Below are 23660 nucleotides of genomic sequence, written 5' to 3' on the forward strand. Positions count from 1 at the left end.
ACCATAAAGACAGGCAAAGAGAAAGGCAAATCAGCTTGGTAGTTTAATCACCACCAAGCTGAGAGTAAAAATTAGGCTGCTGTTAGCGACTCAACCCACGCGTTAACATCCTCTTCAACTAAGCTCAGCGGCCTTGCACCTTTTAGTAAGATCACATCATGAAATGCTTTAATATCAAACTTCTCTCCCAGTTGCTGCTTAGCATGCTCTCTCAGTTCAACCAGTTTGAGCATACCTAGCTTATAACCAAGCGCTTGCCCGGGCCACGCAATATAACGATCGATAGCCGATACCACATCACTCATTGCCGTACCTGTTGCATCAGCAAAATAGGTGATCGCTTGGTCGCGTGTCCACTTTTTGTAATGCAACCCAGTATCAACAACAAGTCGAGCTGCACGGTAGGCCTCAGCTTGCAGACGACCTAAGTCACCAAATGGATCGTCTTTATACATGCCCATCTCATAAGCCAGCAACTCAGAATATAACGCCCATCCTTCGATATAGCCGTTAAATGACGCATTTTGACGCATCAAACCAATTTCGGTTTGCAACATATTCAGGGCAATTTGAAAATGATGACCAGGAACTGCTTCATGATACGTCAAGGTTTTCATGCCAAAGCTTGGTACTGCCTTCATATCTTTTAGGTTGATTGAAAATACCCCTGGGCGACTTCCATCAAGCGATGGTCCATTGTAGTAACCACCGGGCGCACCTGCTTCCACAGCCTGTGGTATGCGTTTGACTTCAACTGGTTGCGGTGGAATAGTAGAAAAATAATCTGGTGCTTTTTGTATAATAGTCGCTATTTCACCACGCAAGAACGATAATAACGCTTCACGGCCCTCGTCAGAATCCGCATATAAAAATCTCGATTCTTCATTGAGCTGTTTCATGCGTTCGCCAACAGATCCCTGTGAATAGCCATTTTGCTTAAGGATTTCGTCCATACGCTTTGAAATACGCTCCACCTCAGCAAGACCAATTTTGTGGATCTCTTCGGCGCTCATATCAGAATCCGCTAAGTAGGTGATCTCATGCTGATAGAAAGCTTCGCCATTTGACTGAGCCCAAATACCAACCTTTTCAGGCGCTTTACTCTCTAGAGCGTGCATAATAGCAGACACATTTTTAAACTCGGGATAAAGCTTTTGCTCAACAATTTGTATCGCCTGTGCAACATAATCAGCGGCAGCTTTATCTGTAATATCATTGATATTTGCGAGTTTTTCTTTAAACGATGTAACCAAAGGATGCGCTGCACCATGTGGCGCCGTGAAGTTATCTAAATAACCTAGCGTGTTTGGAAACAATACTTTTGGTAAAATTACGCCTTTATTGGCGTCCGCTGTTACCTTACTTGCCACTTGCTTCGTCACTTCAACAAAGGCATTCAGGCGAGCAAGATAGTCTTTGGCATCTTGCTCACTCTCTATTCCATGTTGGTCTTTTAGCACATTTGGAATATCGAGTAAGGGGCCTGACAACTGGTTCACAATATATGGCAGGTGCCCACCCCACGTATCAATATAACCGGCTGAGAACCCCTTATCTCCGGCGTAATAACGCGCAATCACTTCATTGACTTTCACATGTAATAAGTCATCTGAGTTACTGATTGCCGATTGTATTGCCGCTAGACGCTGCGCCGCTGCATTCATGTCGACTTGCAGTGCCTGCATACCCACGACAGAGTAGTCAGGTAGCTTTGTTTGATAATCACCGTATTCACTGTTCGGTAGTTTTAATGATGTTGCCAATGCCGGCTGGTGGTTAATAAATTGTCTCGTATATTGTTCAACAACTTTATCTATCTCTGTTCTGGACATACTAGATTGGCTGACTCCAACCTCAGAATGCTTTTGTGTAACCGGCTTATCTTGAGCGCATCCACTTAGCCCAAGCACCACAGCAAAGGCCACCAAGCTCATTTTCTTCATTATTATGCCGCTCCGTTAATTTTGTTGTTTGAGCAAAAACATTACCAGCCTCTAAGACACTGGTATGAAAGCAAAACGGCGTGAAGTTAACCCAACAAAACAGTTCATTATGTTGGTTCAACCATCACCCGTGCAGATATTTATATTTAATACCAATTAACCTGAGCTTTGGCTAAAGAATAAATAGGCCTGTTGTGTTCAACAACTACACACTGCCTAATACAAAGCATATTTGCATACTAACAGCCTGTGTTATCCTAAACTCAAGTTACCTCGATACAATTAACATATTTGCACTTCGGTTACAGCTATATAGGCTCAATTAAACAAAATAATACCAATTATCTTAATTTAAGTGATCTATTTTGAAGCGAGAAAATCTTGTCGATAACTCCGCTACCGCGTCCTGCTATCGCTAAGGTACCTACCTCTATATAGATAAGGCAAAAATTTTGCTATTTATTTGTTCTAAATAAGAAATTTTTAACGTTGTTAAGTGTCAGATTTACTCCTTCAAATTGAGCAAGTATTAAGTCTAATTGGTATAAAGATGGGGCTCAAGCACCCCGCATCTCAGGTACTTAAAGGCAAAACACCTTGTCGATAACATCGCTCTCATCCCTTGTTACAGCTAAGGCACCTACATCAAGGTGAACAAATGCTACTCTTGAAATGACTTATACTTCAAGCAATCCCATTTTTGACGTTACGCCTGCTTTTTCACAATTTACATCAGTTATAACGCCTAGCACTCTTTTCGAAGATTTATCGAAGATAAAGCATGGATGCTCGTTCTTCTCTAACCGTAAGCTAATGGTTATACTCAAACTTTTAGGTAACGCCTGAGCTATTGCATCCTTTGAGGCCTCAGTAAAGAGCACATTTTCCGACGTAAATTGATAAAACTGTAGAAATGACAATGCACAGTGCTCACCTTGCTTGAGATCTTGCCGGTATTCGTATTGATAAAGCTTACTGCCGCAACCTGGACCAAAATAGTTGGTCGTCAACGCAGAAAAGTTGTAATCCCTCAGTGGTGGGTTAAAACCTCGTGCTTTCCCTCGCTTGAGGGTCGGGTGCCAGATCTGAGCATAGACACCAAAAAATGGCTGCTGCTGTTCATAAAGTACATATAAATCATCGTTATCTAACAGCCCTCTTGGGTGGTGCGTGTACTTATTACCACCTGCAACTTGCGCCGCTAAAAACTGTTTATTTTGTGAGAGCCTGTAAAGCATTTCTGCCAGCAACCTTAGCGTGCCTTCATCTATACAATCAGGCCCCGTATACAAACTAGAGACACAATTAATAAAATCAGCAAAGCTAATTGCCCCATGACTATAAAAGTTATCAAATTGGCGTGCCATATATCTTCCTTGTTATTGCTGTTTTAGTCAGACAAGCACAAAGCAAGTCAGCTAAAATTCGTGTTTTTAGAGCAGCAACCTGCAAGTATCCAATCGCAAGCTGCGCCGTTTCCTTATACCAATTTGCTAAATTAACCTGAGCTGCGGATAATTAAACAGCCTATTTTGAGGCAAGCACATCTTATCGATCACTCTGCCTCCTGCTATTCCCACGGTACCTTTACCCATAAAGGTAAGATGGAAGCTTTTAATATCATTAGCGTCATATTTGCCACTTCAGATTAAGCCAATATTTAAACAAATTGATATGAGTCCTCAATTAAAGCTAATGCAGACTGAGTATAACGCAATAAATTAATTACAATTTTGACCGCAGGCGAATAAAGGCTATTAATGAGATGAATAAAACGGGGAGATTTAGAGTATACACGTTATACACAACGCAAGCCGGTCATGAGTATATGTCATAAATACGTTAGATAAATTTATGCCTTCATAACAACCCAGAAAAGGAACTAGTCCATTACTATACTAACTCTACCTTTTTCATTGTTTTAAGTTTTACTAATCAATAAAACAAAATAAATCAAGGCGCAAGTTTATTGAGATTTAGATTCTGAAATAACCTTATCTTGCGCAAAGATCTCAACCTCAGTTTCGTGGGAAGAGATACTATGCGCATCCGTTGTTAACGTCAGAATAATAAATAGCACGGTCATCACAGCAAACGCAGTATTGACTGTTTTACCAAAAAAGCGTGTTTTGAGCATCACGATTTCTCCTAAAATTATCGTTATTAAGCTTAGTCGAAATCGTGAGTAAAAAGGTTTAATTCAAACAAAAATAATGTACGAAAGAATTATCAAGGTGTATGAGTTTACCCTGAGCAAACGTGAGTTAATCGGCTTTGGCATTTCGATAAGCCTGCGTACCCCATAATGGCACTGTCGACAGGCTGTGCTTAAAGCTGCCTGAGGTTTCCTTTGTGGTGTAAGCCAAATACATCAAGGTTTGATTTTTCGCGTCAAAAATTCTTCTCACTTTCATGGATTTAAAAAACACACTTTTTGACTTTTTAAATACCACTTCGCCAGAGTCACTCTTGTCTATATTCGCCAGCATTGCAGGTGTTATTTCGCTCGTTTGACGACAAGAGATAGAACTATCGCTTGGGTCCGAAAAACTCAAGTCGTCTTCAACACTCGCTACATGACAAGTCACGCCTGTAACAACAGGGTCAACCATAGAGTCCAGCTTTATATCTTTAAGCGTAAACAGACCGAGTGATACATCTCCAACTTCACTGTCAGAGCAACCAAGTAATGTACAAGATGCCAACAATGCAAACATCAGCTTTTTCATTATTTTTCCTTAGGGTATTTGACGTACAAAAGAAGCATACGGAGTTAATACTCTAAGCTATTTGAAAATTTTCGCAAATCGATACAACCAAAAAAGAAATAACCATTCAAAAAATCAAAATAATTATTCACAACAAACGAATAAGCATGTTAGCATGCGATTCAGTTTCAGGGTGGGTAAATTACCTAAAACATACACAAAGTATGATTTGCTAACTTGCCACCAGTTGTATGAAATTCTCTCTAAGCTCGGGAAAAAAATGCACTATTTGCATAGTTACCCATCTCTAAAGATTGAAATTTCGTCACGTTTAATTCTTAATTTGAGGTTTCACCATTCATGAGTAAGCTCCATCCAAGCTTAGTCGCACTAGCTGTTAGTTCGAGTTTTTTTGTTGTTAATCAATCACACGCTGAAGAACGCAAGATTCAAGAAAAGTCAATTGAACGAATTCAAGTGACTGCCACTCGACGTGCTGGCACAGTTCAAGAAGCACCATTAAATATTACTGCTGTAGACAGCGATGTGATGAGCGACCAAAATATTGGTGACCTTGAAGATGTAGCAAGGTGGGTTCCTGGTCTTACAATGACAGAACAAGGAGGCCGAGAGGGTTCACCTATTATTGTCCGAGGTTTGAATACTAATTCATCAGAGCGAGCCTCTGACTCGGGTACCGTAGCGACTTACCTTGGCGAAATCCCGATTAGTGTTGATTTGCGACTCACTGACATTGAGCGTGTTGAAGTTTTGATTGGTCCGCAAGGTACACTATACGGTGCAGGTACGCTTGGTGGTGCGATTAGAACCATGCTAAAAGCACCTGTGCTTGATGTCATTGAGGGCAAACTCAGTGGCGACGTATTCAATATCAATGAAAGTGACAGTAACGGTCATGAAATCGGTGCTGTGTTCAATATGCCTATAGTGATGGATGAGTTGGCCGTTCGCGCTAGCATTAACCGCTATCATAACCCCGGCTTTATGGATTATAGCTATGTGGTTAAACAACCTGGCGTTTCAAACCCAGACCCCGACTGGTCCAATGCTGAGGATGTTAAAGCGAACATCAACGCAGTGGCAGATGCAAATGACGAAACCATCACCACTACGCGTGTTTCTCTACGTTGGTTGGTGAGTGAGAATATCGATACCACACTGAACTATTTCCATCAAAAACAAGAAAATGGTGCTAACTCGATTTCACAGTATCAAAGCCTTGGCGCACAACACCCGCTTGCCGACTCTATCAAACCATACGAGTCAGCCTATCGTGTGCTTGAACCTAACGAACAAGAAGATGACCTACTTAGCCTTGAAATCAACGCCGATTTGGAGTTTGCAGATTTAGTTTCGGCATCCGGTTGGTCAAGCAAAGAACAGCAAGGCCAACGAGATCAAACCGATCTCCTTTATGATATTTGGCCAGGCTACGCGGACTTTCCTAGTTTTACCGCTTTGACTAAAGACACTACAGATCAAGACACGTTTACCCAAGAGATCCGCTTAGTCTCAAAAGGGGATGACGCCCTAAATTGGATTGCAGGGGTATATTACAGCAAACAGGAAATTAGCTCAGATGATAGAGAGTACACGCCAGGGCTCACGGAGTTTTGGGGCGACGAAATCAACAATATTGAGCAAGATCTTGAGTATATCGCTCTGACTAATGCCACCAGCAAAGAGTCAGCATTGTTTGGCGAAGTTGGCTACGCATTTTCAGAGGATTTTAATATCACTGTAGGCGCGCGTTTCTATCGCTATGACGTTAACACTAAATCAGCGGCTGAAACCCCGCTCTATTCTGGTGGTCTGTCAAGTCTTGAGCAAATTTCGTTTGAACAAGTCAGTGCCAAAGACAATGGTAGCTTGTTTAAGTTTAATGCCAATTACACTTGGCAAGACGGACTACTGACGTACTTTACTGTCAGTGAAGGGTTTAGGTTAGGCGGTGGTAACGGTTTGGAGTCGTGCCCAGAAACATTGCCTGAGCAACAGATCATCTGTGCACTGCCGCATGAACTTAGCTATAGACCAGACACCACTACTAACTATGAGCTGGGGTTAAAGTCTACATGGCTGAATAATAAGCTGCATTTTAATGCCGCATTATTCAGTGTTGATTGGGAAGATGCACAGATCTCATCTGTGACGGTAAACGGCCAAGAAATCATAACCTCCAATGCAGGCTCTGCGAACTCGACTGGTATCGAGTTATCAACCCGCGCTATATTGAGCGACCATTGGACAGTTTACGCAACCTATTCTTATGCAAAAGCGCAGCTGACTGATGATGCACCAGCCCTGTTTGCGGTATTCAAAGAAGGTGACTACAGCGCTGAAGAAATCGCGCTTTACCAGCCATACTATGACGGTACAGATGGCGACCGCTTACCTGGCGCCCCAAAACAGCAGTTTTCATTCGGTTTAAGCTACGAGCAGGAAGTGTTCGACGACAAAATGCTTAACGTGAATTATGGAGTAACCGCACAGAGTGACGTATACACTAAAGTCGGGTTAAAGGCTGACGGAGAGGTACTGCCAGGATTTGCCTTATCTAACCTCAGCGCCAAACTGTCAAGCGAGCAATGGGCCGTCACTTTGTATGTTGACAACTTGTTTGACAAATTTGCTTTCACCTCGGTAAGACGAGACAAATCTTGGGCTGGTGAAGCTAAATTTGCGGCATTAAACAAAGCTTTGCCTGAGCAACAGCGAGTGTACGGGCACTATGTCACAGCACCTCGTACTGTAGGCCTCAAGCTAGACTATCAGTTTGAGTTATAATCAGTAAAAATCAAGATAGAGAGTGAGGCCGCCTTCACTCTCTTGTATATTGCGATGACACCATACAATCAGATCCAAAGCTACATTCAACAGCGCCAATTTCAAGCAGCGCATCACGCATTAGTCGCTCGCATCAATACCAATGCCAATGACCACCAAGCGTACGCATTATTAGCTGAGTTGAATATGACTCTTGGCAACCTCAATAAAGCGCAAAAAATTTACGATAAGTGCTTAAGTTTATTTCCCTGTGCCCTTTATTCTCTGAGCGCTGCCAAACTTGCGCTGTTTACACAATCACCATTAGCTGCAAAGCGCTATATACAGCATTTGCTAGGCTGCACTCAATTATCGGGGTCAGAGCACGATACGCTTGCAAATATCTTACTGAGATTAAATCAATATACTGACGCTGGTTGGCATTTTAACCGTGCCTACACGCACGCACCGCACTGCCCTGAAATCGCGATAAACTATGCAATACACTTGAAAATGTCTGGTGAATTAGCTCAAGCGCGGACACTGCTTGCCTCTTTAGTGCAAGCAAACTCAAGTAATGCAAAGTGCCAGTTAGCCTACTCAGAGCTTGCTCCTGTGGAATTAGCACCGACTCGCATCACTCAATTAGCTACTGAGATAACAGCGCAAACTACACCACTTACATTACAGCGGCTTCACCATGCACTGGCACTCGAATACGAAAAGCAAGAAAATTATCCCAAGGCATGGCAAAGCTTTATTGCCAGTAAGCAAGCGATCAGTGCTGAGATCTCCTATTCACCTAAACAGATGACAGATTACTTTCAAGCACTTAGTAAACTTCTCGACAAACCTATTGAATTTGCACCAGAGCGGTCACTTGCACCAATATTTGTCGTTGGGCTGCCGCGCTCAGGCACCAGTCTGATGGAGCAAATTTTAGCGCAACTGCTGTTACAGCCACTGGGAGAGACCAGTATATTGCCTCAAGCACTTAGATTTTGTCATGATTATAACAGCAATATTCAACACCTCAGCCGCGCCTATGAAGAGGCTTACGCCATTGAGCAATATCGTCTCTTTAGCGCGCAATCCGTTGATGGTGACAAACGTTTTATAGACAAACAGCCATTTCATTTTTTCTTTATCGATTTGCTTGCTAAGGCGTTTCCACGCGCAAAGTTTGTCGTGATGAAGCGAGACAGAACAGATACTTGTATCGCAAACTTCCGTCAACTCTATCAAACGAGCAGCCCCTTTCATGGCTACTCATACCGGATACAAGATATTCAAACTATGTATGATGATACTTATGCGTTTTTACAAAAAGCCACACAAAAGCATCCGACTCAAATTAAATTGGTGAATTATGAATCGCTAGTAGAAGCGCCCCGATTGACTATGCAATCGCTTTGTCACTTTCTCGAATTGGATTGGCAAGACAATGCACTTCACTTTTATAAGCAGGGTTATTACTCAGCAACAGCCAGCAAAATGCAGATCAGACAGCCATTAAATAACTCCAGTGTAGGCAAATATCGAAATACATACCCAATTTAGGAATATTGCTCCGTTACGGTGATGATGCTAACGTTAGGAAAAAGGAATACAAAACAATAATGACATGAAGCAACTACTCCCTACCCTGTGTTTCGCAGCGCTCGTGGCTTGTACACCGGCTGAAATAACAAAAACCGAACACGCGCTTAACCATGCCCAACAACAAAGAGACATAGAAGCACAGGCAAATGCACTTAAAACGCTCAGTGGGTACGATAGCGCCACATGGCAAGCGGTATACGAAGAAACACAACAGGCTTTTGCTTTGCTATTAGATGCAAAAACAGCTTATGAAAGCGCAGATATCGTTACGGCTCAAATAAAAGCGGCACAATCAAAAAGTATTAATAACTCACTACAAGCGGATAATTTACTGCGCGCATTATCTACAGATTACCCACTGACTGAATTGATCGATGTATTGGTGAAACTACACACACAAGCTAGCCAAGAAAAAATGACACTTCATGGTTTTTTTAACCAACCACCCAGTAAGTGGAACATTATTGAAGTTAATGAAAAACTCTCGCTGATCAACACGCATATTCAAGCAATCAAAAAGCAGATTGAGGCGATCCCAGAAGACAACAGGGACAAATTAGCTTACCAAACGGTGCTGGCAGAAGCGAGAGCTCAGATTAATCTGTTGGGCAAACAGGAAAGTGTGCTGTTGCGCAACCTCCAACAACAATTGAGTAAGCGACATGCAGAGCAATTTGTACGGCTCCACCACACAGTGACAGAGCAGCTTAATAACTTTGAAGAACGAGTGGTAGCCTCGATGATCCGCCAAGATCAAAATAAGTTAATTGAGACAATGCAGCACCAAAGCGAGCTGCTATACAACATTGATCTCATGTTAAAGCAGACAGGCTCTGCAAGACATGCTGAGTTTGAACCTTTTTACCTTGCTTATATTCAACTGCTAAATAAGTCCAAAGATTACAGAGAGTATGCACAAAAGGGAAAAGCCGCGCTCACATTATTGAAACGCGCCGACGTTCCAAATAATTTGTATCAGCAGTATAAAACGCTCGCATCAACCCCATTGACATTAAGCAATGATTTTTTGATGTTTGCGCGCTCACAACATGAGTCTAAATTTTTATATCGAAAGCATTAATGATTAACGACTGGCTATCCACCAAGCCAACAGCACCATAGCCGTTGTAAAAATAACGGCTTTTATTTTATGCTTTTTAATTAGCTTTTCTGCCTGATCACCTGCAAAGTAAACGACCGCCGCCAAACCAAAATAGCGCAGTGAACGGGCAATACAAGTTGCAATTAGAAATTGTAAGAGTGAAAATTTAGTAGCACCTGCTGCTAACATGGCAATCTGAAACGGTATTGGTGCTATGCCTAAGGTCAGCACAAACCAAAATCCCTGACTTTGCATCTGCGCTTTCACTTGCTCAAATTGAGACTGACTCGACAGCAGCTCAATAACAGAATCCCCCACTACATCAAATAAATAATAACCCAACGCATAACCAAATAGGGCACCAATCACACATCCAACTGTCGCCATTAGCGCAATTAGCCACAGCTTTTCTCGCCTTGCTTGCATCAGCGGCACCATCACTGCCTCGAGGGGAATGGGCACGATAGTTGACTCTAAAAAGGATGCAACGGTGATCCCGTGAAGCATATTTTTTGATTCGACCAGTCGCTTAGTCTTTTGCTTCAATTTAGCCTTAACTGCCATTATGCGCTCCCTGTTTACGGTGGAACCTGAAACTCAGATTATGTTATGACTCCAGCTTAATCTAACGTAGATTGCCCCTGACTGAATTAACCCCCTCTTATCTTCTTAAATCCGGCTCAATGAGGTACCCTGTTCACAGCAACATAACTGAGAAGGCTTCCATGAACTATTTGGCGCACTTGTACTTTGCTAAACCCACAGGCGCATCATGCTTTGGTAATCTACTTGGCGACTTTCAAAAAGGTGTTGATGTAAAGATGCTGCCAAACGCAGTGCAGCAAGGTCTGAAAACCCACATTCAAGTCGATAAGTTCACTGATAGTCATGCAATAACCAGAGCTGCGAAACAACTTTTTTCGCCATCACGCCGTCGCTTTGCAGGGATAGCCATAGACGTATTGTATGACCATTTTTTAATTAAGTATTGGGACAGCTTTCATACAACGCCTCTACATCAATTCAAACGTAGCCGGTTCGCCTTACTCCAAGACAGTTTAGGTGCTATGCCAACCAACATGCAGCGCGTTGTAACGGCAATGACAACACATGACTGGTTTGCAACTTATGAGTCTGTTTCAGGTGTTGGTCTGGCGCTGGATGACATTGCAAGGCGCATTCGTTTTGCTAACCAATTTACAGGCAGCGAAGCTGACATAAACAAGCATTATCAAGAACTTGAAAGCGGGTTCAACACCTTCTTTCCACAGCTCATTGCACATATCAGTGATGTTCAGGGTGAACTGCACTGATAGCTAGCTATGTTCAATCCCATATATCTTTTTGCTGTTTTTTAGGCATTTTTTCGACCACAAGGCGAAATGAGTTATCCATCATCCGCTCAAGTTCTCCAGTTGGAATGGATCCATCAAGCACCACCGTGTTCCAAAGTTTTTTATTCATGTGGTAACCCGGTAACACCGCACTAAAAATATCTCGCAGCGCTTGTGCTTCATCAGGATCGCATTTGAGATTTACGCGCCAATGGCGATGCTCGTCATCTTCTTTACCCATTTTACCAAGCGCCAACGTCGCAAACATTCTGTCCTTTACTTTATACACATCAACACCTTCACCAAAAGGCTGACTTACACTGGTATAAGGCTTGGCTAGTAAGTAATCATGTACTTGTTGATGATCCATTGTGCAACTCCTGTTTAATAGAACTTGACGACTCGATATAGTTTGAACCTAATCACTCATAGTGTATATCAGTCCATGTTTGGTATCTTATCTATAATACTGTATATTTGAACACTACTGACACTCCCTGACACAGCCCCATGATTTACTGCTCTACGAACTTAATAGGAGACGTACTATGCAACAACATATCGTAGAGATCGTAAAATTTAAATTAGCTATTAGCGCAACAGAGCAGGATTTAATGCGTGTTAACACTGACTTTGCTCCATGGATTGAGCAACAGCCTGGACTGCTATATCGGTCACTCAGTAAAGATGACCAAACCGATGAATATATCGATGTATTCTATTGGCAATCATTAGCACATGCGCAAGCAGTATCTGAACAATTCCCAACCACTGAAGTATGTAAGCGACTAATGCAGTATACAAACAGTGAAAGTGTCTCCATTAGTCGAAGCCATATCGTCACTCAAACTCAATGTAGTGGATAAGCACTACATCTTTTAAAAAGGAAAATTCGTGCATAAATCCGAACGCCTCTTCCAGCTAGTGAATTTGCTCAAGGGTCGGCGATTAGCTGTAACAGCCAGATCGTTAGCCGCTCACTTTAGCGTATCGGAGCGTACGATTTATCGCGATATTCAGGACTTACAAAGTTCTGGCGTGCCAATTGAAGGGGAAGCTGGTATCGGCTATGTCATTGCCGATTACCCGCTTCCTCCTATGATGTTTAGTTATGACGAATTAACAGCACTCTTGCTTGGCAGTAAAATGGTCAGTGCTTGGACGGATCCCGAACTAAGCGCCCATGCAAAATCAGCCATTGCCAAGATAGAAGCTGTACTACCTGCGCATCTTAAGCAACAACACGAACACTCTCCCTATTTGGTATCTAGCTTTAAACATGGGCCACAACAGCAATCGTTTAGTGCCAAGCTCAGGGCGGCCATCGAAACTCAGCGATGTGTAACCCTTGACTATAAAGATGCCTTACAGCAACACTCTCAGCGCGTTATCGAGCCACTTGGGTTAGTCTATTGGGGTGGTAAGTGGACACTCATCGCATTTTGTCAATTACGCAGCGACTACCGCGAGTTTCGTTTGGATCGTATCACTGCGATAAATAAAAATGAGCTGACCTATGCTGTTAGCCCTGATAAAAACCTCAACCATTATGTTGAACTAGTTAAAGCCAAATACGCCGAAGAAATTGCACAGCACCAAGGCCAAGCACCCGATAAGAGTGGTCAATAACCCTAAGCTCACTGCCCGATTCATATTTTGTTACTAATACTTGCACATCTAAAATCAACCTTTTCAAACTGTACCACGACTAATTCTGTACATCAGACTTTTCCCTTTGAGGTGCTTATGAAAACCACAAAATCAATACTCATTATTTCGGTAACATTGGCGTTGAGTGCCTGCGTTGGCTACTCCAAAGCAAATCCAACTGAGGTGCAAACACAAGGCAGCTATCAGCTTATCGCTTACCAAGACTGTATCCCAATAATCAAACACACCATGGACTCCGAGCAGGTTGGTGCATATAAAGCACTTAAAGCGGCAGAGCGTGATATGTCAGCTAAAGAGTTACCAATAAGAGATATTGAGGACAAGCTTGCACTGCTGAGCAAAGAAATAGAGGCCATTAGTATAGAAGCGATACGAGAAGACGACAGTCAACTTGTGATCAATAAAGCGTTATTGGCTAAACAAGAAGAAAAGGCCAAGCAGATTGAAGCAATAATTGAAAATCATAGCGACAGTTTTGATGCTATTGGTGACTATGCCGAAAAAATCGAAGCCGCAGCAAATCGTTTTGATAAGGCGCTAAAACCTATAATAGGCGACTTAACAGAGGTCAATATTAATATCATCGAACCTGGTGAAACCCCCAGTGCCCGTTGCCTCGTTTCAAGCTAAGTGAGCTGAACTAGCTGAATGGAGGAAACTATTCCTCCAACTGTATTTGCATTGAAGTTAGCGGCAGATGTCCGGTTGACATTAGCTGATTTAATTTCTTTATGGACTTGCAATTTAACTTCTATGTTCTTTTGCAGTAAGTCTACACCTGCTGGACTCTTCGTTTTAAGTCGTAATCGCCATTGGAAAACAAAAACACCTTAATCATAATTTTGGTGCATATTTTGCTCTATATATTTGCTTGTAACGTGGAAGGAATCTCAATACCTCACGCAAGCAATCCTAATTGTGGTAGAGAACTACCCATTCATTTTTTACTAAGGAGTAGAGCAAAATGAAAAAACAGTTAACCACCAGCGCTTTTATTATCACCAGCGCGCTTAGCGGTTTTGCACACGCCAACGACATCAACCCGCAACTACAAGCAAAGCTAGATGAGGCTAATTACTTATATGAGTCTGGCCGCTATCGAGAAGCGTTAGATATTGTTCATTGGCTTGATGAGAAAGGAGTAGCAATTGACCATGATTTTTATCCGGTACGTTTAGGCACACTTTTGCCGCTCTGGAAAAGATTATCCTCATCATATAACCCTGCCCGAACTAGTTACAATTCAAAGTTAAAAGTCACCATTTTTGATACGATCAATAACCCTCAAAATTGCACGAGTTATGACGACACACAAGTAATGCTCGACATCAATGGCAGCTATGATGAGTTTATTACTTTATTAGAAAACAAAGAAGTTGATTACCCGAGAGTGTGGCAGCGTTGTTGGGATCAAGCTAGTACGTTAGCAGCAGTGGAACATGCTTCGAAACCGCTAATCGAGTCATACTTAGTTGACTTATCTGATCACTTTGACTCTTATTTTGTGCCGTTAATTGATGGCTTATACTTACAATGCTCAGATTATGATGGTGATGAAGAAACAGAGTGTCAAGACGGTGTCAAAGACTATCTCTTGGGTATATCATTATCATACCAGAACGCAGCTATGATCCATTATGGGCTATCAGAAGCAGGGAGTATAGGTGGGTCGACCTTAAAGCTACTTTTAAAATGGCAAAACGTAGAACTTTAACTTCATAAACTAACGTGATGGCGCGGGAGACACCCTGCGCCGCAAGCTTCACACTCCAAGCCTTCAATATAGGCTACAGCGCTCTATGTTTGATGTGTGTTAATTCAGATGTAAAGTATGTTATGTTCGCCCAGACTAGCCCCAACAGCTCAGTTATTTCACAAATTAATTATGACTCTGCTTTGTATTAAGCTAACCCACAAAGAAGAGAAGGCGAGCATGGTGTGGGAGTCATTGAATCTATATATTTTGGAAGGTCAGCAGTGAATGATATTGAAAAGAATAAGTTAATTAAAACAAGCTGGGATTTGCATAGTTTGGTAGAAAATAGCTACCTTGACAACCCCGCTGCCAAAGGCGATGAAGAATGGCTAGAAAAACAGCGTATTCTGTTAGCAGACATGGCCATTCATTTATTACAAACAGCTATTAAACCAGGTAATCTAGAGCTTGATAAGTTACAAAATAATCTCCACTCAATACTAACAATCACAGATCAATTTTTACCCCACTCAGGACTTAAAGAAGCAACAGAGAAACTTTACAAGTAATACCCGTTATCTTAATTAAGTGGTCTATTTTGAGGTGAGAAAATCTTGTCAATAACACGGCTCTGCGCCCTGCTATCGCTAGGATACCTACGTTCAGTAGGTAAGAAAAACTTTGACACGGTTAGGGTCAAATTTACTTCGTCAAATTGAACAAGTATTAAGGCCAATTAGCGTAAACATTTAATACACGTCCAAACTAGTATTACCCTAGTTTGGTTTTCTGTAGTAATCGTGCTTTACACTTGATTATGGCGATAGCAGCTTATTTTATTGATTGCACTACTAATACGGGACAATTTTGGCTTGTGCTTAGTGGCTTGTTTGTCACTACAAGATATTGGTTCAGCTACGAGCATGTACTAGTTGACGATGAGTTTGCTGCCCTGCGTCTATTTGACGACACACAACCTGTAGAAGCAAAAGCATAACAGCGGTAACAACTATACTATTCAACATCCTATCGTTTAGTTATGGGAGACAAAAGGTGGCAATTTGAGGTAGTGCCGGGCGGTATATGCCCAACCCCCAATATCAACAATTTAATCACACATGACATACAAATGTATCGGCAAAAAACCTTATCTTAAAGCTCAGGCTGCCTTAAGGTAAGGCTCTTGGCCTTTGTGTTTTGCGCTGCGTTGATAGCTGCCTTTTCCCTTTTTGCTCTTCTCGGTTTTTGCTCTGAACAAGGGGCTGGTTACCAACGCTTTTAGTGCATTATCTTTAATTTCACCACGCTGATGAGCATGTTGAATCTTACTTTTTTTAGTCATTATCCACTCCGAATAAATGTATAAATAGAAACGAAATTAATAAGCCTACTGTGGTCTAAATAAGCACGGTAGACACTGCACGGATAATAACCTAACGCAGTTAAAGCGCAATGCTTTGACAACAAATATTTTTAGCTGCTGATAGAAAAGTATAGCAACTAGGTTAAGTAAAAATGGTATAACCGCAGTTGTCATGCCTATACTTAACTTTAGTGCAAAAGGCCACCCAATCTATTTGTGATAATGACCAATATTAAGATAGCAACCGGGGTTGAATTACATTACCAAGACGAAGGAGAGCGATGCGCACCTGTCATCATTCTTATCATGGGTCTTGGTGCACAAATGACAGTATGGCCAGATGAGTTGTACTTTGGACTTGTGAACAAAGGGTTTCGCGTGATCCGATTTGATAACAGAGACTGCGGTTTATCAAGCCATTTAGATAGCCTAGGCTCACCTAACGTGATCAGAACAATACTCAGTAAAAAACTTCCAATCCACGCTCATATTCCCTACACCTTAGACGATATGGCGTCAGATGTAATAGGACTCATGAAAAGTTTAAAGATAAAGCGCGCACATCTAGTTGGTGCGTCCATGGGGGGAATGATTGCGCAAATAGTTGCGGCCAAACACAGAAAAAAGGTAGTGAGCTTAACGTCTATTATGTCAACTTCGGCGTATCCTCGGTTTACTTTTTCTAACCTCAAAGTGATGTTACAGCTCGCCAAAGCAAGGCCTAAACCAAACTGCCGACAATCAGCTGTACAGTATAATATCAAGCTCAACAAACTGATTGGAAGCCCCGCCTACCCACAAGATGAAATGACACTTCACCAACTCGCAAAGCAAAATATTGAGCGCGCCCATAGCCCTGAAGGGTTTAAACGCCAGCTCGCAGCAGTAATAGCAGGCCGTTGTCGCCAACATGCTTTATCACAAATCAAAGCGCCAACACTTGTCATCCACGGTACGGATGATCCCATTTTCCCCATCACTGCAGGGTTACAAACTGCAACGCGTATCCGAAAATCAAAACTCAAATTAGTCAATGGCATGGGGCATGATTTTCCACCAGTTTTAATGCAGAAAATAGCAAAATGGATAGCAAAGCACGCTTTCAAGGCGGAACAAAAACGGTATAAAAAGAGTTTACATAAAGTGATCTAAGGTCTCGTATGGGTATATCAAATTATTACGACTTTTCATGAGACATACTTTTTAGCTTAATTGCGAGTCCACATGCAAAATATACTTTCACCACACCGACTACCATTAAATGAAAATTCGCACGGGACAAGAGGTCAAAATTATAAATACTAGCTATGGTTAACTTGGAGTCAGTGGCCAATTCAACACACCAGTGATAAAGGGCAAGCCCCTCTTTTATTATGCCAAACACAATCAAACCAACACCGGTTAAAAATAGCAATCGACAATACCACACTGCAGTTTCTAAACCCGGACATTGTAAGTTTCGAAATGGAATAAACTTCATACTCTTTCAGCTTCCGCATATTTTGGATCAAAAATACGTGGCAATTAAATCATTGCCACGTTAATGGTTGGAGAAGCTAAAATTATCCAACTAGTGCAAGCAAAATACCAGCAGCGACCGCACTGCCTAATACACCAGCAACATTTGGCCCCATCGCGTGCATCAATAAAAAGTTATGTGGATTACTCTCAAGACCGACCTTGTTAACCACTCGCGCTGCCATCGGCACTGCGGATACCCCTGCCGCACCTACCAGAGGGTTAATCGGAGTATTGCTAAAGCGATTCATGGTTTTTGCCATTAATACCCCGGTTCCTGTGCCAATACCAAAGGCAACAGCCCCTAACGCCAGAATTCCCAAAGTTTCTATTGTTAAAAACTGATCTGCTGCTAATTTTGAGCCAACAGCCAGACCGAGGAAAATGGTTGTAATATTAATAAGCTCGTTTTGTGCCGTTTTACTAAGGCGGTCTACCACACCACACTCTTTCATCAAGTTACCTAAGCAAAACATACCGACTAGTGGTGTTGCGGCAGGTAAAAACAATATCGTCAAGCCAAGTACAGCGAGTGGAAATAATATCTTTTCTGTTTTCGATACGTGACGTAATTGCGGCATTGCTATCTGACGCTCTTCTTTTGTGGTGAGCGCTTTCATGATCGGTGGCTGAATAATCGGCACCAACGCCATATACGAATATGCAGCAACGGCTATCGCGCCCAATAGTTCAGGGGCTAATTTTGATGCCAGAAATATCGCAGTTGGGCCGTCAGCACCACCGATAATCGCGATTGCAGAGGCATCTTGTAGAGTAAATTCAAACCCTGGGATAAAATTAAGTAAAATAGCGCCGAATAAGGTTGCGAAGATCCCAAACTGAGCCGCTGCTCCTAATAACAGCATTTTTGGGTTTGCAATCAATGCACTAAAGTCTGTCATCGCGCCAACCCCCATAAAGATTAATAAAGGGAATACACCGCTATCTATGCCAATGTAATAGACGTAATGTAACAAGCCGCCGGGATCTCCAAGCCCTGCAACGGGAATGTTGGTCAAAATAGCCCCAAAACCGATTGGCACCAAAAGCAGAGGCTCAAAGCCTTTTGCAATTGCTAGGTACAATAGCCCACAACCCACGGCCATCATACACAATGCAGGCCAGGTAAAATTCGCAAGCCCTGTTGCTTGCCACAAATTAATCAACCCTTCCATTTTTGCATCCTTACGCTAAAGACATCATAGCGTCGCCAGCACTGACTGAGTCACCTTCGGACACCAATAACTCTGCGACTCGGCCGCTGTGGGTAGCACGAACCTCTGTTTCCATTTTCATCGCCTCCATCACAAGTACAACATCGCCCTCTTGTACTTCATCTCCGGCGCGTACCATTAACTTAAAAATGTTACCAGCAAGTGGCGCATTAAGAGTTTCACTTGAACTTACTGAAGTTGACTGTGGGATGAGTTCACTGTCTTTTACTTGTACCTCTTGCAACTCGCCACCAGGTGCCACAACAACGTCATACACTTTGCCATCAACTTTTACGCTATAACGCTCTGGAGTTGATGCTTTACCTGTTGCAGGGGTTGCTGTTGTTTTTTGCTCTTTGCTCTCAAGTTGCGTGGGCTTTGGTTCAAAAGCATCAGGGTTGTTGCGGTTTTTTAAGAATTTAAGGCCAATTTGAGGAAATAAAGCGTAAGTAAGTACATCATCAATAACGTCTTCGGCCAACGTAACCTGTTCGCTTTTCGCTGTCGCTATCAATTCATTTTGTAGGCTATCAAGTTCTGGCTCAATTAAATCAGCTGGGCGGCACGTGATAGGCTCCTTACCTTCCAGTACACGCTGCTGTAAGGCGTGGTCAACATCAGCGGGAGTCGCACCATACTCACCTTTTAGTACACCTGCGGTCTCTTTGGTTATCGACTTGTACCGCTCACCTGTAAGTACATTCAATACCGCTTGTGTCCCTACAATCTGCGAAGTTGGTGTAACTAACGGCAAGTAGCCAAGTTCTTTTCTTACACTTGGGATCTCTTTTAAAACAGCATCAAGCTTATCTCCAGCTCCTTGCTCTTTCAACTGGTTTTCCAYATTGGTAAGCATACCACCCGGTACTTGAGCCGAGAGAATACGACCATCCACACCTTTTAAACTGCCCTCAAATGCTGCGTATTTTTTTCTTACTTCACGAAAATAAGCCGCTATTTCTTCTAATGCGAGTAAATCCAAACCGGTATCACGTTCAGTACCTTCAACAATTGCAGCAATGGTTTCTGTTGCACTATGACCATAAGTCATACTCATAGACGAAATAGCTGTGTCGAGCATGTCAATGCCTGCATCAATGGCTTTTTGATAGGTAGCAGTACTCAACCCAGTCGTAGCATGACACTGCATTGCAATCGGTATTGATACTGTCTGCTTTAGTCCTGAAATCAGTTTCTCAGCGTCATAAGGCTTTAATAATCCGGCCATATCTTTGATACAGATTGAATGACAGCCAAGGTCTTCAAGTTGCTTAGCTTGAGTTAACCACATCTCCAATGTATGGACTGGACTCACGGTATACGAAATCGTTCCTTGCGCATGCGCTCCCACCTTAATCGCTGCTTTGATAGCAGTTTCTAGGTTACGCACATCATTCATTGCATCAAATATTCTAAAGACATCAACGCCGTTATGGTGAGCACGCTCGACAAACTTTTCGACCACATCATCGGCATAATGCCGGTAGCCTAAAAGGTTTTGACCACGTAACAACATTTGCTGTTTGGTTTTAGGCATCGCAGCTTTCAGTGCACGGATCCGCTCCCAAGGATCTTCTCCCAAATAGCGAATACATGAGTCAAAGGTTGCACCTCCCCAAGATTCAACCGACCAATACCCCATATTGTCAAGCTGTTCAGCAATCGGAAGCATATCTTCTAATCGCATTCTGGTTGCTAATAATGATTGGTGCGCATCGCGCAACACAAGTTCAGTAAGCTTTAACTGTGACATGCAAGACCCCTATTAATTATTTTTTCTGTAGGTTGCAACAGCTGCACTAATCGCTGCAATATGTGCCTGCGGCACCCCTTGTGAAGAAGCTGTTTTGGCTATTTTTTGCCGTGAAGTGCTTGACTCAGCCTCTTTAAGCTGAGCGGCGAAGTTTGCTAAAAGCCGCATCGCAAAAATCAAAATAGACAGAAACAAAAACACACCAACCATACCAGTTAACATTAAGTTTCCTGCTTGCAATAACTGTGCGCCAATATCCATTTTTACCCCTTACTTGCTATCCGGTTTTATTCTTCGCGTTAACGAACTGATACAAACCTTCACTTTTTATCGATATTTATTCACCTTATAACAAAAAATGTTTCGCTGTAAAGCTTGGTGTAAATTGGTAATACCAAAAATATTAAACTTATGCCAATCATATAGTTAGCTATAAAAATCACCTAAAACATTGCTAATATGCACAATAAATATGAAAAATATTCAAAATAGTAGCAGGTAATAGTCAAGATCTAGGTCTCATTTAATGGGACTTTGGTTATCATAATTATATTTGTCAATTGGACTGACCAAAAAGGTAAGTTTACGTAAACGTTAAGCTGTAGCGCTTATTTCTCGGTCTGTGTAATAAATTTGTTTTAATTACTCTAACCTAGCATTACCGCTTTGAACCTGTATAAAGGTATAATTAAGGTAAATTTTCACTAAAGTAATTACGTATGTCATCGCCTAAAGAAAATGAAAATTTATCTTTCCAAAGTCAATTTAAGTTAGATAAGGCCTATTACAAAGAGTGCTTTGAAGAATCTGAAGCAAATGGACTGGCGATAAAACCTAAATATGGTCTATTAATACTGCTTGTCGCGCTCGGCTTTTTCGCTATTTATGGATTACAAGAGCATTACCTTGGCAACTTTCTTATTTTGCTAGCCGTAGTCGAATGCTTAGCTTTTTATTATCGTAAAGCTTGGTGGGTAACTAGGCAGGCACTTTCACGAGCCGCAGGCAATGTGGTTACAGTATCAATTACCGATAACCAGATCACCACTAAAGCCAGTCATGCTGAGTTTTGTTACGCTTTTAATGCTATTGAAAAGTTAATTGAAACAGAGCGAGGTTTTTTGGTCTTTCAAAGTAACAAGCCAAGTTATATTAGTAAGTCAGGGTTAAGTGCAGAAGCCATCGAGTTTTTGTCACAGAAAGTGACAAAGAACATATAGAAATGATAAACCCCACATTTGTGGGGCTTACTTATGCAAGTTATACCGATTTTCTTAATTAAGTGGTCTATTTTGAGGCGAGAAAATCTTGTCGATAATCAGGCAAAAATTTTGCTATTCAGTTGTTCTAAATAAAAAATTTTAACGCTGTTCGCGTCAGATTTACTCCTTCAAATTGAGCAAGTATTAAGACAAACTGGGTATCAAGTCACCTTAACTCGCATACTAATTCAATACCTTGATCACATATTGCCTGGGCTAGATTTCTCAGCCTGAATACGCATATAGATTTCTTCACGGTGTACTGAAACATCTTTAGGCGCGTTTACACCAATACGTACTTGGTTACCTTTAACACCTAGTACTGTTACAGTCACTTCATCACCAATCATCAGGGTTTCACCTACTCGACGAGTTAGTATTAGCATTCTCTTGCTCCTGTTATTCCAAAATTTAAAAGATTCCGCATCAAATCCATTTTAAATAAAACTTCCCAGAAAAGTAAGCAAAAACTTAGTTTACTCAGTACTTTCCAATTCGAACTTGGCATGTAATGCTCTCACTGCCAGTTCGAGATACTTCTCCTCTACAAGTGCTGAGATCTTTATCTCAGAGGTAGATACAAGTAGAGTGTGAATGCTTTCCTCGGCCAATGCCATAAAAAATAGACCGGCGACACCAGAGTGAGATTTCATCCCGATCCCAACCGCCGACACTTTTGCCACGTTAGCATTAACCTCCATTGTTGCACCACCAAAATTTTGTAGATGTGGAAGTAAAACTTCTTGTGCCAACACAGCATCATTAACCTGCACAGTAAAAGCATAGTCTATTTTTTTATCACTGTGGTTCAAATGGTTAATCATGTCAACTTCGATATTATATTCACCTAAAAGCGTGAGAATATTAGCCAAGTTGCTTACTTTTACGTCGATATTTTTAACTAAGATCAATACTTCATCTTTGACACTTGCTATCCCAGACACAATCTTAGTATTTTTCATCTTTGCTTCCTCATAGCTAATTAAAGTGCCATTATCAGGGGAAAATGATGACAGTACTCGCAGCGGTACATTGTATCTACCAGCCGCTTCAACAGAGCGGATCTGCAATACTTTTGCGCCAACGGACGCTAACTCCAGCATTTCAGAAAAAGTGATATGTGATAGCCGCTTTGCATGTGGCTCAATGCGTGGGTCGGTCGTATAAACACCATCAACGTCGGTATAAATCTGACATTCATCAGCCTGCAAAGCACCTGCAATTTCAACTGCTGAGGTGTCTGTACCGCCTCGCCCAAGCGTGGTGATATTACCTTCCTCGTCACGGCCTTGAAATCCAGCAATAATAGCAATCCGATTATGCTCTAGCTCTTGCCTTAAGCGCGTTGTATCTATCTGGGTAATTCGCGCTTTAGAAAACATATTGTCAGTTTTGATACCAACTTGATCCGCCAGTAAGCTAACCGCTGAGTGGCCTCGCTTAATAATAGCCATTGCCAATAGAGAAATTGAGACTTGTTCACCCGTCGTGATCAACACATCTAGTTCACGGGCGCTTGGACGTGCATCGATTTGTTGTGCAAGAGAAATTAGGCGATTTGTTTCACCCGACATTGCAGACAGTACGACCACCACTTGGTGGCCTTGTTGTTGTGTTTTAACCACGAGATCAGCGACTGCCTCGATACGCTCTATAGAACCTACCGAGGTGCCGCCAAACTTTTGTACAATCAGCGCCACTTGCTGA

25 protein-coding genes are annotated in these 23660 nt (G+C 42.0%); 12 read left to right on the plus strand and 13 right to left on the minus strand.

Annotation, left to right across the window (positions count from 1 at the left end):
* Window positions 1-71: 71 nt before the first annotated feature.
* From EAG18_RS19360 to EAG18_RS19370, 4 genes are all read right to left on the minus strand, one after another.
* Window positions 72-1943, minus strand: coding sequence for a DUF885 domain-containing protein (locus EAG18_RS19360; RefSeq protein WP_125254001.1), 1872 nt, complete (start codon window positions 1941-1943; stop codon window positions 72-74).
* Window positions 1944-2620: 677 nt separating this feature from the next.
* Window positions 2621-3310, minus strand: a complete 690-nt coding sequence (locus EAG18_RS19365) for a transposase (protein WP_125254002.1) — start codon at window positions 3308-3310, stop codon at window positions 2621-2623.
* Between the two features lie 599 nt (window positions 3311-3909).
* Window positions 3910-4083 carry a hypothetical protein gene (locus tag EAG18_RS22240; RefSeq protein ID WP_167508252.1) on the minus strand — a complete coding sequence of 58 codons (174 nt, stop codon included), beginning with the start codon at window positions 4081-4083 and terminating at the stop codon, window positions 3910-3912.
* A 124-nt stretch (window positions 4084-4207) separates the two neighbouring features.
* Window positions 4208-4672 carry a CreA family protein gene (locus EAG18_RS19370; RefSeq protein ID WP_125254003.1) on the minus strand — a complete coding sequence of 155 codons (465 nt, stop codon included), beginning with the start codon at window positions 4670-4672 and terminating at the stop codon, window positions 4208-4210.
* A 339-nt stretch (window positions 4673-5011) separates the two neighbouring features.
* On the opposite strand from EAG18_RS19370, the gene EAG18_RS19375 reads away from it, so the two are divergent.
* The 3 genes from EAG18_RS19375 to EAG18_RS19385 all read left to right on the plus strand — a co-directional run bounded on the left by EAG18_RS19375 (window position 5012) and on the right by EAG18_RS19385 (window position 10121).
* Entirely contained in the window at window positions 5012-7459 is a 2448-nt protein-coding gene (locus tag EAG18_RS19375; protein WP_125254004.1) for a TonB-dependent receptor, read from the plus strand.
* A gap of 54 nt (window positions 7460-7513) precedes the next feature.
* Window positions 7514-8998, plus strand: a complete 1485-nt coding sequence (locus EAG18_RS19380) for a sulfotransferase (RefSeq protein WP_125254005.1) — start codon at window positions 7514-7516, stop codon at window positions 8996-8998.
* A gap of 64 nt (window positions 8999-9062) precedes the next feature.
* Window positions 9063-10121: a hypothetical protein gene (locus EAG18_RS19385; protein WP_125254006.1), complete on the plus strand. Its 1059-nt coding sequence runs from the start codon at window positions 9063-9065 to the stop codon at window positions 10119-10121.
* A 3-nt stretch (window positions 10122-10124) separates the two neighbouring features.
* Here EAG18_RS19385 and EAG18_RS19390 read toward each other — a convergent pair whose 3' ends face one another.
* Entirely contained in the window at window positions 10125-10706 is a 582-nt protein-coding gene (locus EAG18_RS19390; RefSeq protein WP_125254007.1) for a VTT domain-containing protein, read from the minus strand.
* 161 nt (window positions 10707-10867) lie between these two features.
* Between EAG18_RS19390 and EAG18_RS19395 the strand changes: the two genes are divergently transcribed.
* On the plus strand, window positions 10868-11455 hold the full coding sequence (locus tag EAG18_RS19395) for an ACP phosphodiesterase (RefSeq protein WP_125254008.1): 588 nt from the start codon (window positions 10868-10870) through the stop codon (window positions 11453-11455).
* Window positions 11456-11468: 13 nt separating this feature from the next.
* Here the strand turns inward: EAG18_RS19395 and EAG18_RS19400 are convergent, their stop codons facing one another.
* Complete coding sequence (locus EAG18_RS19400) at window positions 11469-11846, minus strand: MmcQ/YjbR family DNA-binding protein (RefSeq protein WP_125254009.1); 378 nt, start codon at window positions 11844-11846, stop codon at window positions 11469-11471.
* A 178-nt stretch (window positions 11847-12024) separates the two neighbouring features.
* Between EAG18_RS19400 and EAG18_RS19405 the strand changes: the two genes are divergently transcribed.
* The 6 genes from EAG18_RS19405 (at window position 12025) to EAG18_RS19430 (ending at window position 15840) form a co-directional block, all read left to right on the plus strand.
* A complete protein-coding gene (locus tag EAG18_RS19405) occupies window positions 12025-12342 on the plus strand; it encodes a hypothetical protein (protein ID WP_125254010.1) in 318 nt (105 codons plus the stop codon).
* A gap of 28 nt (window positions 12343-12370) precedes the next feature.
* Complete coding sequence (locus EAG18_RS19410) at window positions 12371-13105, plus strand: YafY family protein (protein WP_125254011.1); 735 nt, start codon at window positions 12371-12373, stop codon at window positions 13103-13105.
* Between the two features lie 117 nt (window positions 13106-13222).
* Window positions 13223-13777: a hypothetical protein gene (locus tag EAG18_RS19415; RefSeq protein WP_125254012.1), complete on the plus strand. Its 555-nt coding sequence runs from the start codon at window positions 13223-13225 to the stop codon at window positions 13775-13777.
* A 334-nt stretch (window positions 13778-14111) separates the two neighbouring features.
* Complete coding sequence (locus EAG18_RS19420) at window positions 14112-14861, plus strand: hypothetical protein (protein ID WP_125254013.1); 750 nt, start codon at window positions 14112-14114, stop codon at window positions 14859-14861.
* 263 nt (window positions 14862-15124) lie between these two features.
* The gene (locus EAG18_RS19425; protein WP_125254014.1) at window positions 15125-15412 is read left to right on the plus strand and encodes a hypothetical protein; all 288 of its coding nucleotides are present in this window, start codon (window positions 15125-15127) and stop codon (window positions 15410-15412) included.
* Between the two features lie 248 nt (window positions 15413-15660).
* On the plus strand, window positions 15661-15840 hold the full coding sequence (locus tag EAG18_RS19430; protein WP_125254015.1) for a hypothetical protein: 180 nt from the start codon (window positions 15661-15663) through the stop codon (window positions 15838-15840).
* A 162-nt stretch (window positions 15841-16002) separates the two neighbouring features.
* Here the strand turns inward: EAG18_RS19430 and EAG18_RS19435 are convergent, their stop codons facing one another.
* On the minus strand, window positions 16003-16185 hold the full coding sequence (locus tag EAG18_RS19435; protein WP_125254016.1) for a ribosome alternative rescue factor ArfA: 183 nt from the start codon (window positions 16183-16185) through the stop codon (window positions 16003-16005).
* A 243-nt stretch (window positions 16186-16428) separates the two neighbouring features.
* On the opposite strand from EAG18_RS19435, the gene EAG18_RS19440 reads away from it, so the two are divergent.
* Complete coding sequence (locus EAG18_RS19440; protein ID WP_125254017.1) at window positions 16429-17358, plus strand: alpha/beta hydrolase; 930 nt, start codon at window positions 16429-16431, stop codon at window positions 17356-17358.
* Between the two features lie 25 nt (window positions 17359-17383).
* Here EAG18_RS19440 and EAG18_RS19445 read toward each other — a convergent pair whose 3' ends face one another.
* The 4 genes from EAG18_RS19445 to EAG18_RS19460 form a co-directional block, all read right to left on the minus strand.
* The gene (locus tag EAG18_RS19445; protein WP_125254018.1) at window positions 17384-17686 is read right to left on the minus strand and encodes a hypothetical protein; all 303 of its coding nucleotides are present in this window, start codon (window positions 17684-17686) and stop codon (window positions 17384-17386) included.
* An 82-nt stretch (window positions 17687-17768) separates the two neighbouring features.
* A complete protein-coding gene (locus tag EAG18_RS19450) occupies window positions 17769-18899 on the minus strand; it encodes a sodium ion-translocating decarboxylase subunit beta (protein WP_125254019.1) in 1131 nt (376 codons plus the stop codon).
* Window positions 18900-18909: 10 nt separating this feature from the next.
* Window positions 18910-20691: a sodium-extruding oxaloacetate decarboxylase subunit alpha gene (gene oadA, locus EAG18_RS19455; RefSeq protein WP_125254020.1), complete on the minus strand. Its 1782-nt coding sequence runs from the start codon at window positions 20689-20691 to the stop codon at window positions 18910-18912.
* Window positions 20692-20703: 12 nt separating this feature from the next.
* Complete coding sequence (locus tag EAG18_RS19460; protein ID WP_125254021.1) at window positions 20704-20952, minus strand: OadG family transporter subunit; 249 nt, start codon at window positions 20950-20952, stop codon at window positions 20704-20706.
* 458 nt (window positions 20953-21410) lie between these two features.
* Between EAG18_RS19460 and EAG18_RS19465 the strand changes: the two genes are divergently transcribed.
* On the plus strand, window positions 21411-21911 hold the full coding sequence (locus EAG18_RS19465; protein WP_125254022.1) for a YcxB family protein: 501 nt from the start codon (window positions 21411-21413) through the stop codon (window positions 21909-21911).
* A gap of 242 nt (window positions 21912-22153) precedes the next feature.
* Here EAG18_RS19465 and csrA read toward each other — a convergent pair whose 3' ends face one another.
* Together csrA and EAG18_RS19475 are read right to left on the minus strand one after the other, a co-directional pair.
* The gene (csrA, locus tag EAG18_RS19470; protein ID WP_010375935.1) at window positions 22154-22339 is read right to left on the minus strand and encodes a carbon storage regulator CsrA; all 186 of its coding nucleotides are present in this window, start codon (window positions 22337-22339) and stop codon (window positions 22154-22156) included.
* Between the two features lie 90 nt (window positions 22340-22429).
* Window positions 22430-23653: an aspartate kinase gene (locus EAG18_RS19475; protein WP_125254023.1), complete on the minus strand. Its 1224-nt coding sequence runs from the start codon at window positions 23651-23653 to the stop codon at window positions 22430-22432.
* Window positions 23654-23660 lie beyond the last annotated feature (7 nt).

The organism is Pseudoalteromonas sp. J010 (assembly GCF_003934235.1).
Taxonomy (GTDB): Bacteria; Pseudomonadota; Gammaproteobacteria; order Enterobacterales; family Alteromonadaceae; genus Pseudoalteromonas; species Pseudoalteromonas peptidolytica.